The 16349-nt window shown below is 65.4% G+C and carries 7 protein-coding genes; 6 read left to right on the forward strand and 1 reads right to left on the reverse strand.

The window, feature by feature from the left end:
• Positions 1 to 127: 127 nt before the first annotated feature.
• From glgA to glgX, 6 genes are all read left to right on the forward strand, one after another.
• Positions 128 to 1687: a glycogen synthase GlgA gene (glgA, locus tag APH44_RS09040; RefSeq protein ID WP_054892354.1), complete on the forward strand. Its 1560-nt coding sequence runs from the start codon at positions 128 to 130 to the stop codon at positions 1685 to 1687.
• Positions 1688 to 1702: 15 nt separating this feature from the next.
• A complete protein-coding gene (gene treZ, locus APH44_RS09045; protein WP_054892355.1) occupies positions 1703 to 3445 on the forward strand; it encodes a malto-oligosyltrehalose trehalohydrolase in 1743 nt (580 codons plus the stop codon).
• A complete protein-coding gene (gene malQ, locus APH44_RS09050; RefSeq protein WP_054892356.1) occupies positions 3442 to 5511 on the forward strand; it encodes a 4-alpha-glucanotransferase in 2070 nt (689 codons plus the stop codon). The genes treZ and malQ overlap by 4 nt, the downstream gene beginning before the upstream one ends.
• On the forward strand, positions 5508 to 8282 hold the full coding sequence (locus APH44_RS09055) for a malto-oligosyltrehalose synthase (protein WP_054892357.1): 2775 nt from the start codon (positions 5508 to 5510) through the stop codon (positions 8280 to 8282). The genes malQ and APH44_RS09055 overlap by 4 nt, the downstream gene beginning before the upstream one ends.
• A 17-nt stretch (positions 8283 to 8299) precedes the next feature.
• Positions 8300 to 8563, forward strand: coding sequence for a DUF2934 domain-containing protein (locus APH44_RS09060; RefSeq protein ID WP_054892358.1), 264 nt, complete (start codon positions 8300 to 8302; stop codon positions 8561 to 8563).
• 254 nt (positions 8564 to 8817) lie between these two features.
• On the forward strand, positions 8818 to 10971 hold the full coding sequence (gene glgX / locus APH44_RS09065) for a glycogen debranching protein GlgX (protein ID WP_054892359.1): 2154 nt from the start codon (positions 8818 to 8820) through the stop codon (positions 10969 to 10971).
• Positions 10972 to 11076: 105 nt separating this feature from the next.
• Here the strand turns inward: glgX and APH44_RS09070 are convergent, their stop codons facing one another.
• Positions 11077 to 16227, reverse strand: coding sequence for a SpvB/TcaC N-terminal domain-containing protein (locus tag APH44_RS09070; RefSeq protein WP_082421000.1), 5151 nt, complete (start codon positions 16225 to 16227; stop codon positions 11077 to 11079).
• Positions 16228 to 16349 lie beyond the last annotated feature (122 nt).

A 16349-nucleotide genomic window follows, 5' to 3' on the forward strand; every position in this document is an offset into this window, starting at 1 on the left:
CTGTGCCTGCGCGCACGACCATGGGGCAAGGAATGCACTACGAAGATGCTGAAAGCCAAAGCGAGAACAGATACGAGATAAACATAACGGGTGCCACCACCCGCATGAACAAGGGACGGAGAGAAGTATGATCAGTGCCGCTGTCGAGCCTCACGCAGAATCATTCAACCTGGAAAATCGCGAGCCTGTTGCACCTGGCTTCGCCACGGCAGGCAAGGCACCCGCTACCACGCGCCGCAATAATCCGCACAAGCGCAAGGTGCTGTTCGTCACCTCCGAAATCGCCGACCTGGTCAAGACCGGCGGCCTGGGCGATGTCTCCGCAGCCCTGCCCAGGGCGCTGTCACACCTGCACGATGTGCGGGTCTTGATTCCGGGTTATCCGCAGGTGGTCGACAGCGACAACCCCATTCACATCGTCGGCGAAATCGGTGGCCATGCTGCGCTTCCGCCATGCAAGATCGGGCGCATGGACCTGCCGGATGGCCTGGTCATCTACGTGCTGATCTGCCCCGAGTTGTACGAGCGCGAAGGCACCCCATACGGTGCCAACAATGGCCGTGACTGGCCCGACAACCATATCCGTTTCGCCCGCCTGGGCCTGGCCGCCGCAGAGATCGCCGCAGGCGACGCAATGGCGCACTGGCGCCCCGATCTGGTGCACGCCCATGACTGGCCAGCCGGTCTGGCACCTGCCTACATGCACTGGCGCGGTCTGAATACGCCGACCTTGTTCACCATCCACAACCTCGCGTACCAGGGTGTCTACAGCCGAGGCTGCAGCCCGGAGCTGGCCATTCCCGACCATGCCATGCAGCAGGAAGGCATGGAATTCTACGGCAAGCTGTCATTCCTCAAGGCCGGGCTTGCCTACTCGAGCCACATCACCACGGTCAGTGCCACCTACGCGCGGGAGATCACCACGCCCGAGTTCGGCTGCGGCCTCGACGGTTTTCTTGCAAGCAAGGCCCAGCAAGGCCTGCTGGGCGGCATCCCCAATGGCATCGACGAGAGCTGGGATTCGGCCACCGACTCGCACCTGGTGCACAACTTCAGCATCAACGACTGGGAAGGCAAGGCACGCAATGCCGAGCAGGTCCGCGAGCTGTTCGGCCTGGAGCCGTCCGAAGGGCCCCTGTTCGCCGTGGTCTCGCGCCTGGTCTATCAGAAAGGCCTGGACCTGACGCTGAGCGTGGCCGACGACATCGTCCGCCAGGGCGGGCAAATCGCGATCATCGGCCGTGGCGAGCCGGAGGAAGAACAGGCCATGCGCGATCTGGCCCTGCGCCATCCGGGCCGCATCGGCGTGCGCATCGGCTTCAATGAAACCGATGCGCGGCGCATGTTCGCCGGCAGCGATTTTCTGCTGATGCCCTCGCGCTACGAGCCGTGCGGCTTGAGCCAGATGTACGCACAGCGTTTCGGCTCACTGCCGGTGGCGCGCAACACCGGCGGTCTGGCCGACACCATCGAAGATGGCGTCACGGGTTTCCTGTTCAACGAATCGAGCCCCGAGAGCTACCGCGAAGCCCTGAACCGCGCCTTCTACGTACACGGCAAGAAAGATCTGCTCAACGCCATGCGGTGCCTGTCGATGACTCAACCCTTCAACTGGTGCCAGGCGGTGGAACCCTACGCTCGCCTTTATGAGGAACTGGTCTGCCAGGCACGCAGCCGCCACTACTGAACGAGGGCTACGAAGATGCACAGGCATGGCGCACAGCAACTGGACGCCACGTCGACGCGCTTCGCCCTCTGGGCGCCGGATGCGCGCAACGTGAGCGTGGAAATCGAGCGGCAGCCGTCTGTCGAGCTGCTGCCCGAAGAGGATGGCTGGTTTATCGGCATCGCCCCCTGCCAGGCGGGTGATCGCTACCATTTCAGGATCGACGGCCACCTGCAGGTGGCCGACCCGGCGTCGCGCTACCAGCCTGACGGCGTGCACGGCCCCAGTGAAGTCGTCGATCCCCAGCGTTACGGCTGGAAGCACCCCTGGCGAGGCCGCCCATGGCACGAGGCGGTGATCCAGGAACTGCATGTAGGCCTGCTTGGCGGCTATGGCGGCGTTTCCCAGCACCTGCCACGCCTGGCGGAACTGGGCATCACCGCCATCGAGCTGATGCCGATCAACCAGTTCCCGGGCGAGCGTAACTGGGGCTACGACGGTGCCCTGCCCTTCGCCCCACACAATGTCTACGGCAGCCCGGAGCAATTGTGCGCACTCATTGACCAGGCCCATGGCCACGGGCTGATGGTGATGCTGGATGTGGTCTACAACCACTTTGGCCCTGACGGCAATTACCTGCCGCAGTACGCCAGCCGGTTCTTCCGCGCAGACCGTCAGACGCCCTGGGGCGCCGCCATCGACTTTCGCCGTGCAGAAGTGCGCGAGTTCTTCATCCAGAACGCCCTGATGTGGCTGTGCGACTACCGCTTCGATGGCCTGCGCCTGGACGCCGTGCACGCCATCGACCAACCGGACTTTCTCGTCGAACTGGCCCGCCGCGTACGCGCCGCTGTCGAGCCGGGCCGCGAAGTGTGGCTGGTACTGGAGAACGAACACAACCAAGCGGCGCTGCTCGAACAAGGCTTCGACGCGCAGTGGAACGATGACGGCCACAACGCCCTGCACGTGCTGCTCACGGGCGAGACCGAAGGCTACTACGCCGACTACAAGGACCGCCCGATTGAGCAACTGGCCCGGTGCCTGAGCGAAGGCTTCGTGTTTCAGGGCGAGCCCAACCGCCATGGCACACCCCGTGGCGAGCCCAGCGCTCACCTGCCACCGAGTGCCTTCGTACTGTTCTTGCAGAACCACGACCAGATCGGCAACCGCGCCCTGGGCGAGCGTCTCGGTCGGCTGTGTCCGCCCCAGGCGTTGCGGGCCGCCACCGGCCTGCTGCTGTTGGCGCCAATGATCCCGCTACTGTTCATGGGTGACGAAGAAGGCAGTTGCCAGCCGTTCCTGTTCTTCACCGATTTCCACGATGAACTGGCCGATGCCGTGCGCGAAGGTCGGCGCGGCGAGTTCGCCCACTTCGCAGCCTTCGCCGACCACGAGAAGCGCGCGCACATACCTGACCCCAACGCCCTGCAAACCTTCGAAGCCTCACGCCCGGTCAACACACACGTGCTCGCTGGCTGGCACGGCCTCTATCACCAACTGCTGCACATCCGCCATCGCGAGATCGTCCCGCGCCTGGTGGGCAGCCGCGCACTGGGCGTCGAAGTGCTCGGCGACAAAGCCCTCAGCGCCCGCTGGCGACTGGGCGACGGCTGCGAGTTGCGCATCGATTTGAACCTTGGCGCATCTGCGCAGCCCATTACTTTGCCAGGCATGGATACACGCCTGTTCGACAGCAGTGACAACGCCCATCCGGACTCCACCCTGGCCGCGTACAGCTGCGTGGTCAGCCTGCTTCCCTCTCTCCTGGAGACGCCATGAGCGAAACGCCCCTGCACCGTCTCGCCGCCCGCGCGGGCCTTTCCCGCGACTGGATAGACGCCAACGATCGTCCCCAGCAGGTATCTGACGAGGCTCTGCGCCGGGTTCTGCAAGGGCTTGGCCATCCGGCCGAGGATGACGCTGCCATCGCGCGCAGCCTGGCCGCCCTGGAGCAGCTCGACGACAGCGAGCACCTGCCGCCGCTGCTCACTTCCGACCTCGGCCAGCCGCTGGCCCTGGCACGCTGGTTCAGCCCGAACAGCCAGGTACGTTGCACCCAGGAAGACGGCAGCGTGCACGCGCTGACCCTCGACCCACTGGCACAGCTGCCCGGCGAACTGCCTATCGGCTACCACCGGCTGGAAATCGATGACCGACAGGTCACCATCGCCGTCGCGCCGCCGCGTTGCCACAGCCTGCAAGACATAAGCGAGCAATCCCCGCCACGTCGCTGGGGCCTGGCCGTGCAACTCTACAGCCTGCGCCGCCCTGGCGACGGTGGCTATGGCGACTGCCTGGCCCTGGAGCAACTGGCGCGCAGCGCGGCAGAGCGAGGCGCCGATGCGCTGGCGATCAGCCCGATCCATGCGCTTTCGATGTATGACCAACAGCACTTCAGCCCCTATTCACCGTCCAGCCGCCTGTTGCTCAACACGCTCTACGCCAGCCCCTCGGTACTGCTCGGCGAGCGCGAGGTGCGCATGGCGGCCAAGGCTGCGGGCCTGACCCAGAGCCTCGAAGACCTGGAGCAGACGTCGCTGGTCGACTGGCCGCGCGCGGCCGATGTGCGGCACAAGCTGCTCAAGGCGCTGTATGCAGATTTCAGCCAGAGCGAACATCCCCTGCGCCCGGACTTCGACAGCTTTCGCCAGTCCGCTGGCCAAGCCCTGGAGCACCATTGCCATTTCGAAGTGCTGCAGGCCGAAGCCGTGGAGCAAGGCCTGGGTGCCGACTGGCGCGCATGGCCAGACGCCTGGCGCAGCCCCGAGGAGCCGGAAGTGCAGGCCATGGCGGCGGCCTATCCGGCGCGGGTGGAGTTTCATGCCTTCTGCCAATGGCTCACCGAGCGCAGTCTGCAACGCGCCCAGGAGGCCGCGCGCACCAATGGCATGGGCATCGGCTTGATCGCTGACCTGGCGGTGGGTGCCGACGGTGCCGGTAGCCAGGCCTGGAGCCGCCAGGACGAACTGCTGGCCGAACTCAAGGTCGGCGCGCCGCCCGACATCCTCAACCGCTCCGGCCAGGACTGGGGCATCTGCGCCTTCTCGCCCGAGGGCCTCAAGCGCAACGGCTACCGTGCCTTCATCGAAATGCTGCGGGCCAACCTCGCCCACGCCGGCGGCCTGCGCATCGATCACGTGATGGGGCTGCGCCGCCTGTGGCTGATCCCGCGCGGTGCCAAGCCGAGCGAAGGCGCGTACCTGAACTACCCCGTCGAAGACCTGCTGCGCCTGCTGGCACTCGAGTCGGCACGTCATCAGGCCGTGATCCTCGGCGAAGACCTCGGCACCGTACCGTCCGGGCTGCGTGAGCAACTGGCAGACAAGGGTGTGCTGGGCATGCGCGTGCTGCCGTTCGAGCAGACCTCGCCCGGCCACTTCAAGCCGATCCTCGACTGGCCCGATACCGCCCTGGCCACCACCGGCACCCACGACCTCGCCCCGCTGGCCGGCTGGCTGCGAGCACGCGACATCGACTGGAACCACCGCCTGCAACTGATCGACGCCGCCACCGAACTGCACTGGCGGCATGAGCGCGAGCAGGAGATTCACGGCCTGCGCCGCAGCCTGGAAGCGAACTATGGCCCTTTGAAGGATAACGACGCCTTGATCGACACCGCCATCCGTTATGTCGGCCACACCCGCGCACCGCTCGTGCTGGTCCCGCTCGAAGACCTGCTCGGCAGCGACGAACAACCCAACCTGCCCGGCACCACCGACGGCCACCCCAACTGGCGCCGACGCTTCGCCCTGCCGGTTACCGAACTGCTCGACGACGAAGATGCCGCACGCCGCCTGGAACTGCTGGCGCAGGCGCGCGAACAAGCTTGGGAGCGCGACCGATGAAACCCTTGACCGCCACCCAGCGCCTGCAATTTCACAGCGACTTCACCCTCGACGATGCCGTGCCACTGGTGCCCTACTTCGCCCAGTTGGGCATCAGCCACCTGTACGCGTCGCCCATACTCAAGGCCCGCGCCGGTTCCCGGCACGGCTACGACGTGGTCGATCCGACTCAGGTCAATCCCGAGCTGGGCGGCGAAGCGGCGCTGCAGCGGCTGGTGGCCGCGCTGCGCCAGCATGGCATGGGGCTGATCCTCGACACCGTGTCCAACCACATGGCCGTGGGCGGTGCCGACAACCCCTGGTGGCAGAGCCTGCTGGCCTGGGGACGGCGCAGCCCCTACGCCGAATTCTTCGATATCCAGTGGCACTCCAGCGACCCGCTGCTGGCCGGCCAGTTGCTGCTGCCGTTCCTGGGCAACGACTACGGTATCGCCCTGCAGAATGGCGAGATTCCGCTGACCTTCGACACTGAGCACGGGTTGCTGCAGATTGAGCACTACGAGCACCGCTTCCCGATCTGTCCGCTGGATTACGGGCGGATTCTCAACCACAGCGATGATCCTTCATTGCAGGCGCTAGCCACGCGTTTCAGCGCCCTGAGCGACTGCACCGACCCACTTTCCGAGGCCCTGCCATTGCACGCGGAACTGGCCCGCCTGGTACGCACCGGCGCCCACCTTGAACAGGCCCTGGCCGCCTTCGACAGCCGCAGCGAGCCTGGTTTCAAGCGCCTGCATCTGCTGCTCGAACGCCAGACCTACCGCCTGGCCAGTTGGCGCACCGCTGCCGACGACATCAACTGGCGGCGCTTTTTCGATATCAACGAGCTGGGCGGCCTGCGCGTGGAACGGGCCACGGTGTTCGAAGCGACCCACGCCAAGCTGTTCGAGCTGATCGCGCGCGGCCTGGTCGATGGCCTGCGCATCGACCATATCGACGGCCTGGCCGATCCTCGCCGCTACTGCCGCAACCTGCGCCGCCGTGTCGATCACTTGCTGGCCCTGCGTCCGCCAGAAGCGGCACTCGAACATTTCCCGATCTACGTGGAAAAGATCCTCGGTACCGACGAGCACCTGCACCAGGATTGGCTCACCGACGGCACCACCGGCTACGAGTTCATGAACCAGGTCTCGCTGCTGCAACACGACCCGGCCGGCGAAGTACCGTTGACCGAGCTCTGGCACAACGTCAGCGAACGCCCGGCGTTCGACGAGGAAGTGCGCATCGCAAGACGCCTGGTGCTCAATGCCAGCCTGGCCGGTGACTGCGAGTCAGTGGCCCAGGCGCTGTTGCAGGTCGCCCGCGACGACCTGATGACCCGCGACCTCACCCTCGGCGCAATCCGCCGTGCCCTGCAGGCGCTGGTCGAGCACTATTCGGTGTACCGCACCTACATCAATGCCTGTGGCCGCCCTGAGCAGGATGAGGCGTTCTTCCAGCGCGCCCTGGAAGGCGCCCGGCAGTCGCTCAGCGAAGCCGACTGGCCGTTGCTCGACCACCTCGAGCGCTGGCTCGGCGGGCAGCCCTGGCGCCAGTTGCCTGTCGGGCGCGCGCGCAAACACCTGCGCCACGCGTGCGTACGCTTCCAGCAACTGACCGCACCCAGCGCCGCCAAGGCGGTCGAGGACACGGCGTTCTACCGCAGCGCACGCCTGCTCTCGCGCAACGACGTGGGCTTCGAGGCCGAGCGTTTCAGCGCCACACCTGCGCAGTTCCACAACGAAGCGCAGCGCCGCCTGCGCGACTTCCCGGATAACCTGCTGGCCACTGCCACCCACGACCACAAGCGCGGCGAAGACTGTCGCGCGCGCCTGGCGGTGCTCAGTGAACACAGCCAGTGGCTCGCCAGCCGCGTCGAGCACTGGCGCGAACTGGCCGAGCCGCTGCGTGAAACCCTCGAAGACGGCCTGGCACCGAGCCCCGGCGACGAGTTGCTGCTGTTCCAGACCCTGCTCGCCAGCTGGCCGCTGGAGCTGAGCCGTGATGACCCGCAGGGCCTGGAGCACTTTGCCGAACGTGTGCGCCAGTGGCAGCAGAAAGCCCTGCGCGAAGCCAAACTGCGCAGCAGCTGGGCCGCCCCCAACGAGCGCTACGAACAGACCTGCGCCCGCTACCTCGATGGCCTCTTGCTCGACAGCGAAAACCAGCAACTGCGCCACTCGCTCGCCGACGCCGTGGCCCGCATCGCCTGCCCGGGCGCCCTCAACGGCCTGGTCCAGTGCCTGCTGCGCATGACAACTCCGGGCGTGCCCGACCTGTACCAGGGCAACGAATACTGGGACTTGAGCCTGGTCGACCCGGACAACCGCCGCCCAGTGGATTACCCGGCAAGACGCGCCAGCCTCGACGCCAGCCTGCCCGAGGCCGAACTGCTCGAACACTGGCGCGACGGGCGCATCAAGCAGGCCTTGATCGCCCGCGTGCTGGACCTGCGCCGAGCGCATCCCGAGCTGTTCCTGCGCGGTGCCTACCTGCCGCTCAACGCCCAGGGTCGCCACGCCGACAAGGTGCTGGCCTTCGCCCGCCTCGGTGAGGGCGAGCGTGCCATCGTCATCGTGCCGAGGCTGGCAAGCACCTTGCTGGGCGCAGCCCCGATACCCCTTATCCCGGCACAGAACTGGGACGATACCCGGCTGATTTTGCCGTTTGCCTTGTCGCCTGCCACTTGCAAGGGACTTTTCGCACACACCGCTGTCAGCCCTTCTAGGGAGCTGATGCTGAGCGATGTGCTGTCGGATTTTCCGCTCAACCTGTTGATTGAACATGCATGAATTTCAGGAGCGTCGAAATGAGTGTCGATGAAAAACGGATCCGCGAATTCGCCTACCAGATCTGGGAGTCGGAGGGTAAACCGGTAGGCGAGGAAGAGCGCCACTGGGAGATGGCCCGCAAGCTGGCCGAAGCCGAGGCCCTGGCGCCCAAGGCCGCACCACGCAAGAAAGCCGTAGCCAAGCCCAAGGCACCGGCCGAACCCAAGGCTGCAGCGCTACCGGCGGGCAAGCCTGTGGTCGAGAAAAAACCACGGGCGCCGCGCAAGCCCGCCGCCGGCTGATACCCGCCTGCGGTTCAACCCAAGACCTGTGGAGCAGCTGCCTTGTTCAAAAGCCAAAGGCCAGCCCCTCCCTTTGAGAACAGCTGTCCTGTAAAAAATCCAAAGGCAAGCCTGTCCCTGTGGGAGCGGGCTTGCCCGCGAACACGGGCGTAGCCCGTGCCAGGCAGCGCGGTGTTTTTTTCGCGGGCAAGTCGCAGCGGCGAACCGCCGCTCCCGCAGCCGAATTCAATTCATCTGGCCAGACGAGGACTGTCATGACCCCACGCACCCCGAAGAAAACCCGTTCCGTCGCGCCAACCCGGATTCGCGAGGGCCTGCCCTTCCCGCTCGGTGCAACCTGGGACGGGCTGGGCGTGAATTTCGCGCTGTTCTCCGCCAACGCTACCAAGGTCGAGCTGTGCATCTTCGATGCGACCGGCGAAAACGAGCTCGAGCGCATCGAGCTGCCCGAATACACCGACGAGATCTACCACGGTTACCTGCCCGACGCGCATCCAGGGCTGGTCTATGGTTATCGCGTGCACGGCCCCTACGAGCCGCAGAACGGTCACCGTTTCAATGCCAACAAGCTGCTGATCGACCCCTACGCCAAGCAACTGGTGGGCGAGCTGAAATGGTCCGAGGCGCTGTTCGGCTACACCCTGGGGCACCCCGACGACGACCTGTCGTTCGATGAACGCGACAGCGCCCCCTTCGTGCCCAAGTGCAAGGTGGTCGACCCGGCCTTTACCTGGGGTCGCGACCAGCGGGTGCAGATTCCCTGGGAGCAGACCGTCATCTACGAAGCCCACGCCCGTGGCATCAGCATGCGCCACCCGGCTGTCCCCGAGCATCTGCGCGGCACCTTCGCAGGGCTTGCCAACGACGAGCTGCTGGGGCACATCAAGGATCTGGGCGTTTCCAGCATCGAGCTGCTGCCCATCCACGCCTTCGTCAACGACCAGCACCTGCTGGACAAGGGCCTGAACAACTACTGGGGCTACAACACCCTGGCCTTCTTCGCCCCCCATCCCAAATACCTAGCCAGTGGCAAGATCGCCGAGTTCAAGGAGATGGTCGCGCACGTCCACGAGAAGGGTCTGGAAGTGATCCTCGATGTGGTCTACAACCACACCGCCGAGGGCAACGAGCGTGGGCCGACCCTGTCGATGCGCGGCATCGACAACGCCTCTTACTACCGCCTGATGCCCGACGACAAGCGCTTCTACATCAACGATTCGGGCACCGGCAACACCCTGGACCTGAGCCACCCGTGCGTGCTGCAACTGGTCACCGACTCCCTGCGCTACTGGGCGGGCGAGATGCATGTGGACGGCTTCCGCTTCGACCTGGCGACCATCCTGGGCCGCTACCACGACGGTTACAGCGAGCGTCACAGCTTCCTCGTCGCCTGCCGCCAGGACCCGCTGCTGCGCAGCGTCAAGCTGATCGCCGAGCCGTGGGACTGCGGCCCCGGCGGCTACCAGGTGGGCAATTTCGCCCCCGGCTGGGCGGAATGGAACGACCGTTTCCGCGATACGGCACGGGCGTTCTGGAAAGGTGACGAAGGCCAGCTAGCCGATTTCGCTGCCCGCCTGACAGGCTCAGGCGACATGTTCAACAACCGTGGCCGGCGCCCCTACGCCTCGGTCAATTTCATCACCGCCCATGACGGCTTCACCCTGCGCGACCTGGTCTCGTACAACGAGAAGCACAACGAGGACAACGACGAGAACAACCAGGACGGCACCAGCAACAACCTATCCTGGAACTGCGGCGTCGAAGGCCCGACCGACGACCCCGAGATCAAGGCCCTGCGCCTGCGCCAGATGCGCAATTTCTTCGCCACCCTGCTGCTGTCGCAGGGTACGCCGATGATCGTCGCCGGTGACGAGTTCAGCCGCACCCAGCATGGCAACAACAACGCGTACTGCCAGGATAGCGAGATCGGCTGGGTCAATTGGGACCTGGACGACGAAGGCCAGGCGCTGCTGAAGTTCGTCAAACGCCTCACCCAGCTCAGATTGCAATACCCGGTGCTGCGCCGCTCGAGCTTCCTGGTCGGCGACTACAACGAAGCGATCGGGGTCAAGGACGTTACCTGGCTCGCCCCTGACGGCAGCGAAATGAGCGTCGAGCAGTGGGAAGACCCCCACGGCCGTTGCCTGGGCATGCTCATCGACGGCCGTGCGCAGGTCAGCGGCATCGCCCGGCCAGGGTCGGAAGCAACGGTGTTGCTGATCGTCAACGCGCACCACGACGTGGTGCCGTTCAAGCTGCCGAGCGTACCGGAGGGCGAGCATTGGAGCTGCCTGATCGATACCGATCGGCCGCAGTTGCGCAAGGCGCAGCACCTGGCGTTCGACAGCCTGTTCGAGGTGCAGGGCCGCTCCATGCTGTTGATGGTGCTGCAGCGCGACGAGGAATGATCAGCCGGCGATACCCGCCCTCGCCCGCGTGACAATTGCCGATGGACTGCCCGGCAGCCCATCGGCACGTTGCTCGAGTCACATCGACGGCCCGGGGCCAGCGGCTCAATGCAAGGTACTGCGTGCCTTGAGCCGCGCCCGCTCGATGACCTCCTGCCAGGTATCGTTTTCGTCCTCCGATACCGTGAACCAGGGGTATACCTGCACGCGCTGCTCGTAGTTCGCCCACTCGCCGTCGACATCCTCGCCATTGGCGCGCACGATCCTGCATTCGCGGCCCAACGCATCGTAGAAATGCGTGTCGGCATAGATCCCTTCACGCGCACTGTCGTCGCTGACCCAGCGCCAGTCGTCGAGGTAGAACGGCAACCACTTTCGAACCGCCTGCCCCTTGTTGTCGAACTCGGTCTTGCCGGTAACCGCCCAGCGCACCTCGGTGTGGGCCAACACGGCGTGCCCGTCCTGATCCTGGGCAAGCCCTCCTTCCTCGGTGCGCACGAATGCCTCGCCGCCCGGATTGAGGATGGCGGCCTGCAACAACTGCGAGCCGCCTGTCAGCGACACCTGCACGCGCACCTGTTGCTCGGGGTCGTTGTCATAACGGTCGGGCTGGATCTGGATCACATGGGGTGGCGTACGTCCGGCCATGAACAGGTCGCCAGACACCTCGATGCCATCCCGACGCAAACGCTGCACATCCCGCTGCCAGGCCAATGCACCGCAACGGCGGGTGCCCGCGACACGACCATCGGCCTGCAGCGCCAATGGCATCCAGCTGTCGACCACGTTGGTGAATGCCATGGCCACCGGCACCCCCTTGCTCTCGTTCAGGGCCACGGCTTGCTCGACCGTGCGAGGGGGCGTGAAGGCAGCATCGGGGGAGAAGCCGCTCATGACAGCTTCATCGCTGCCCGCCGGGGTTTCGGTGCCATAGAAGCGGGTATGCATCACCCGTCCCAGTGCATCGAGGCTGCTGGTGTGGATGTTGTCATTGGCGTCCTTGATCTGCGACGGCTGCATGAAGCGCCAGTCATACACCTCGACAGTGGAGGTCAGACCGGCAGCATCCGTCACCTCGCACACGGCGATGTCATGGGCGGTGTACCGCAATTGGCGGGGGCCAATCACCGTACTTTCCTGGACGGTGTCGGGCGTCCAGAAATGCTCGGCGCCGCGATACCCTGAAATGCCGTGATGGCCGCAGTACGCCTCTTCGACTGGCGGCGCCCACGGGATCGACGGCGCGCCTGCGCCGGAGGGATCGTGCGGCTCGGCCAGCTCATCGGCGTCCTCCGCTCGGCTCATGGCGACATAGCCGCCACGCTTGAGCAGCTCGGTCAGGGATTCGGCCTGCACCCGGGTGTCCAGCAAGTGCCGGACGTCTTCCAACCATGCCTGGAGCTGGAGAGGCTGGGATGAATCAGTGCCACGCCTGGCAAGGTTGGCCAGCACGACTCGCCAGAACACGCTGTCAGCACCGGTCACGGCCAGTCCGTCCGCCACTGCGGCATGCAGCTGCTGCAGATCCGCGCTGCCTTGCGCCTGGCCGGCGAACCATGCCACCACCGCTGGCAGAGCCGCATCGGCCACACGGCTCTGCTTGCGCAACGCCGCCTGCAAGCCCTCCGGCAACGCCGCAGCGTCGGCCTGGTACAGCCGCTCGCGCAAGGCGTCCACCGAGATCACTGTCTTGAGCGCCGCGCGCAGAAGCCCGAGCGCCTGCTCGTCGTGGGGCGAGCACTGCAGATAAGCCATCAGCAGCGGGTACGAAGCCGCAACCGCCGTCACTTCCGGCAAGCGCTCGCGCACCCGGCGCAGCACTGCCAGGTCGGCATTCGGGTTGGCCAGCGCCTGCTCCACCAGATTGCCCAAGGTCTGCTCGAAGGTCGGACGCAGGACGTCCAGTGAAGCCTTGTCGAGCATTGCCGTGCGGGTATAGGCCAGCAGTGCCTGACGCGAAGGGACCTTCGCGGCGCCTGTACCATCGGCTTGTCGCCAGACCGCCTTCTCGTAGCCGACCAGCGTCGTCCTCTGCGGATCGGCCACCAGCAGCTCCTCCACTGCCAGGTTCTCCACGCTGAAACCGTCTTTGGGCACGTCGCTGGCCGTCAGCTTGATCACATCCCGACGCGTGCCATCGGCCAGACCGATGACAAAGTCATCGCCACGAACCAGGTTGTGCACGCGAGCGCGGGTCAGGTTGATCCAACAGTCGTACTGCTGCTCATCGCAACTTGCCCCGATCAAGCCCGCCGGCAAGCTGTCGGGATAGATCTGCCGCTCCCCCTCCTCCTTGACCAGGTCCGCCTCGCTCAACTGACGCGGATAGTTGACGGCTGCACTTTGCAGCACGTTGCCATACAGGTCCTGCGCGAGAACAAGCGTCTGGGCCACCACCGGGTCCTCCGGTACCCGCTCGCAACTGAATGCCAGATGCTGGATCGGCGTCACCAGGGCACTCGGTCGCTGTGGATCGGCACTGGCCATGGCCCGGATCTGCAGGCGCGAGCGCTCGAGCCTGTAGGGGTTTCCTGCACGCGGATGGCCATCTTCTCCATACACCTCGATGCGCATCACCTGGCCACGGGCCGCGCAGTACAGCCAGGCGCGCAGCGCCCCCGTCACCTCGAGCGCCTCCTCTGCGTCGTCGCGCCACTGGGTAAAACGTGGTGGAGCCTGAGGGAATCGGGCATCCATGTCGACAAAAGCACCGTCAGCCGCCGCATCGAGCGCCTCCACCCCGGTGTAGAACCAGGTGCAGGTACGCGAGGGCGGCGACAGATGTGCCGCCATCGACCGGGCCCCTTCATGGGTGTCGGTCTGGATCAGGCGCCTGAACCCTGCAAATTCACGCTCGCGGCCATCCCACACGCCGCCGAGATAGGTGGTCTCGCGGCCCATGCACACGCCGGTGATTTCATTGAACGTCGTGACCCGGCTCACGGTATGGACCGGGAACGGCAAGTAGCTGACCGGGGTCTGCCCGCGGGCCAGCTGTTCAGCCTTTTCATCGAGCCAGGCCTGGGCCGAGCTGCGGTACTGCAACTCGGTGCGGTTGCCGATGTTGTCGACGATGGTCGACAGCAACCACGGCCGGTGGTCGTTGAAGCGGTACAGCCAACTGCGGCGTGTTTTCTCAGGGCCATGATCCGGCGCCGTCAGCAGCAAGTCGGCAGTCCCCTGACCACGGATGTCGGCCACCTGCAGCTGGGTTTCACTGTCCAGCGTCACCCCCGGCGGCATCTCGATCGCAGGCCCCTCGACGAAACGGTTGCCGCACTGGCTGATGAACACACGGATACGGGCGGGTTCCAGGTAAAGGATATCGGTGGTGCCTGTACCGTCGGTATCGGCGAGGAACACCCGCGAGGCGTTGAAATCGTCCACCTTGAAACCAGGGATACTGATGGCCTCGTCGAACCGGCCATAGCCCAGAGACGGCCAGAGCGTCACGCCGTCGCCAGTGATGCGCAGCAGGTGCGACTGACCACTGCCGGCAGGATCGGCAAAAGCGACCAGTTGACGGTCGGCCTTATCCGGTAAGGGTAGCGCTTCGCGCCCTGCGTACTGTGCGGTAACCGCAGCCAGCCAGCCGTCGGCGCCTGCGCTGGGGTATAGTCGCACGCTCCGTGGACCGAGGGCGTGCAGCATGACCACATCGGAGCGGCCGTCGCCGGTGAGATCAGTCATCTGCGCAGCCGGATGACCATACTCGCTGGGCAAGCTCAACAGGGGTTTCCACGACCCCCAGATACCGTCGGGCGCCAGCGTGAAACTGCCACGCATTCCCTCCTCGGTGATCAACCACTCGGGGCGACCATCGCCATCCAGGTCGGTCAGGCTGCCAGTGCTATCGGCCGGACGCTTGGGCAAGGGCCAGGGCGCTCCCCAGGTGATCGCATCCTGCTCCGCGCCAGGGGTCTTGCCCGGCCGCATCGGCGGCCGGTAATGCCAGGCGTCCTGATCTCGGTACAGCAGGCCTGGCACGCCTTCGTCCAGCAAGTCGGCCATCTGCCATGCAGGGGCCCAGAATCCGTCGAGCGCTGGCACCGCTTCCCAACCGGGCGTAGCCCTGCCCGGTCGGGTCAGCTCGAACTCCATCGGCGGCAAGCGACAGTCGGATACGCTCGACAGTTGTTGCGCCGACACCAGAATGCTGCTGACCGGGCTACTGTCGTACTGCAGGTGTAGCCGTGCCACCAGCTCTGGCGTGTCGTCGGCCTCGCCGTTCATGCGTGCGGTGCGGTGCCAGAGCAGCACATCGCGGCACAGCCGGCGGATGCGCACGTTGAACCCATAGCGCCAGAACGAATGGCAGTCGTCGCGCACCAGCCAGTCCTGCTCCGGCGCAAGCCCAGGCACGCGCTCGGGATCGGCGCCGCGCTCGCCATAGTCGAATTGGGTGAAGGTGAGAAAGTCCGTCTCGTCGAAGCCGTCTTGTGGAATCAGCAGCGCCTGCGAAGGCGTGGCGTTCATGGCGTAGACAGCATCGGCATAGAGGTTGACGACGTGTGGGTGGGCCGTGAGTTCCTGGTCGCTGCAGCCTTTGTCGTCTTCGGCGCGATAACGGTACACCAGATGCTCGCCACGGGCCGAAACCCGCTCTTCCAGGTACCAGCCCGCCACACGCTCAGGGGCTGCGGGATCGTGCAGACGTGCAGCGGCCGACCAGCCGAACAACGAAAGGCTGCCATCGGACTGCCAGTGCAGCCAGAAACCAGGGTCAGCCGCAGCGCCTTTGACCACCCAGTGCTCAAGACGCTGCGAGGGCGCACCGCTGCGCAGGCACCAAGGGGTAACGCTGTAGCGCTCACCGTCAGAGGTCTCGGCGAACGGCAAGCCTGTGCGGTCATGGGGTGTACCCGCCTTGAGGACTTCCTCCCCGGACGGACCGACCATTCGGTCGTTGCCGTCGTATTTAGGGAAACCGAAGCGTGTCATGCAGAAGATCGCCGGCAAATCGCAATCCCAGCCGGCGCCAAAGGCGCTGTTGCCGCCGCCGGAGGAGTAGTGCAATGCCAGTTCCGCCGACAGCGCACGACCCGCCGGCGATGGCAGGGGCATTTGCCAACCAGCCGAACCATCCGGGCCACCCGCCGAAAGCATGCCGCCACCGACCGAGACCGTGCCACCGCCCTTGGGGAGGGCTGGGGGGGTGTAGAAGGAGGTGTCTCCCTCTCCCGTCGCCGGAGCGGGGGCCTGGCCCGAAGCAGCAGTCTGCTTTTCGTGTGAATACCCATCCAATGAGTCGGGCATGAACCCCTCCTGTGACCCGTTCCAATCTACCTGTGTATGACGCGCAGCATTGATCCGCGCAGTCACTTCAGATCACCCGACCGCTCTTAATCAAACGGCGAGATATTTGGCAATGCATACAA

The sequence above is a fragment of the Pseudomonas sp. NBRC 111143 genome, assembly GCF_001320965.1.
GTDB classification, from domain to species: domain Bacteria; phylum Pseudomonadota; class Gammaproteobacteria; order Pseudomonadales; family Pseudomonadaceae; genus Aquipseudomonas; species Aquipseudomonas machongensis.

Bases quoted from the DNA above. Each gene is read 5' to 3' on its own strand.
- APH44_RS09070 (WP_082421000.1), bottom strand. From the start codon at position 16,227: ATGCCCGACTCATTGGATGGGTATTCACACGAAAAGCAGACTGCTGCT.
- APH44_RS09060 (WP_054892358.1), top strand. From the start codon at position 8,300: ATGAGTGTCGATGAAAAACGGATCCGCGAATTCGCCTACCAGATCTGG.
- glgA (WP_054892354.1), top strand. From the start codon at position 128: ATGATCAGTGCCGCTGTCGAGCCTCACGCAGAATCATTCAACCTGGAA.
- treZ (WP_054892355.1), top strand. From the start codon at position 1,703: ATGCACAGGCATGGCGCACAGCAACTGGACGCCACGTCGACGCGCTTC.
- glgX (WP_054892359.1), top strand. From the start codon at position 8,818: ATGACCCCACGCACCCCGAAGAAAACCCGTTCCGTCGCGCCAACCCGG.
- APH44_RS09055 (WP_054892357.1), top strand. From the start codon at position 5,508: ATGAAACCCTTGACCGCCACCCAGCGCCTGCAATTTCACAGCGACTTC.
- malQ (WP_054892356.1), top strand. From the start codon at position 3,442: ATGAGCGAAACGCCCCTGCACCGTCTCGCCGCCCGCGCGGGCCTTTCC.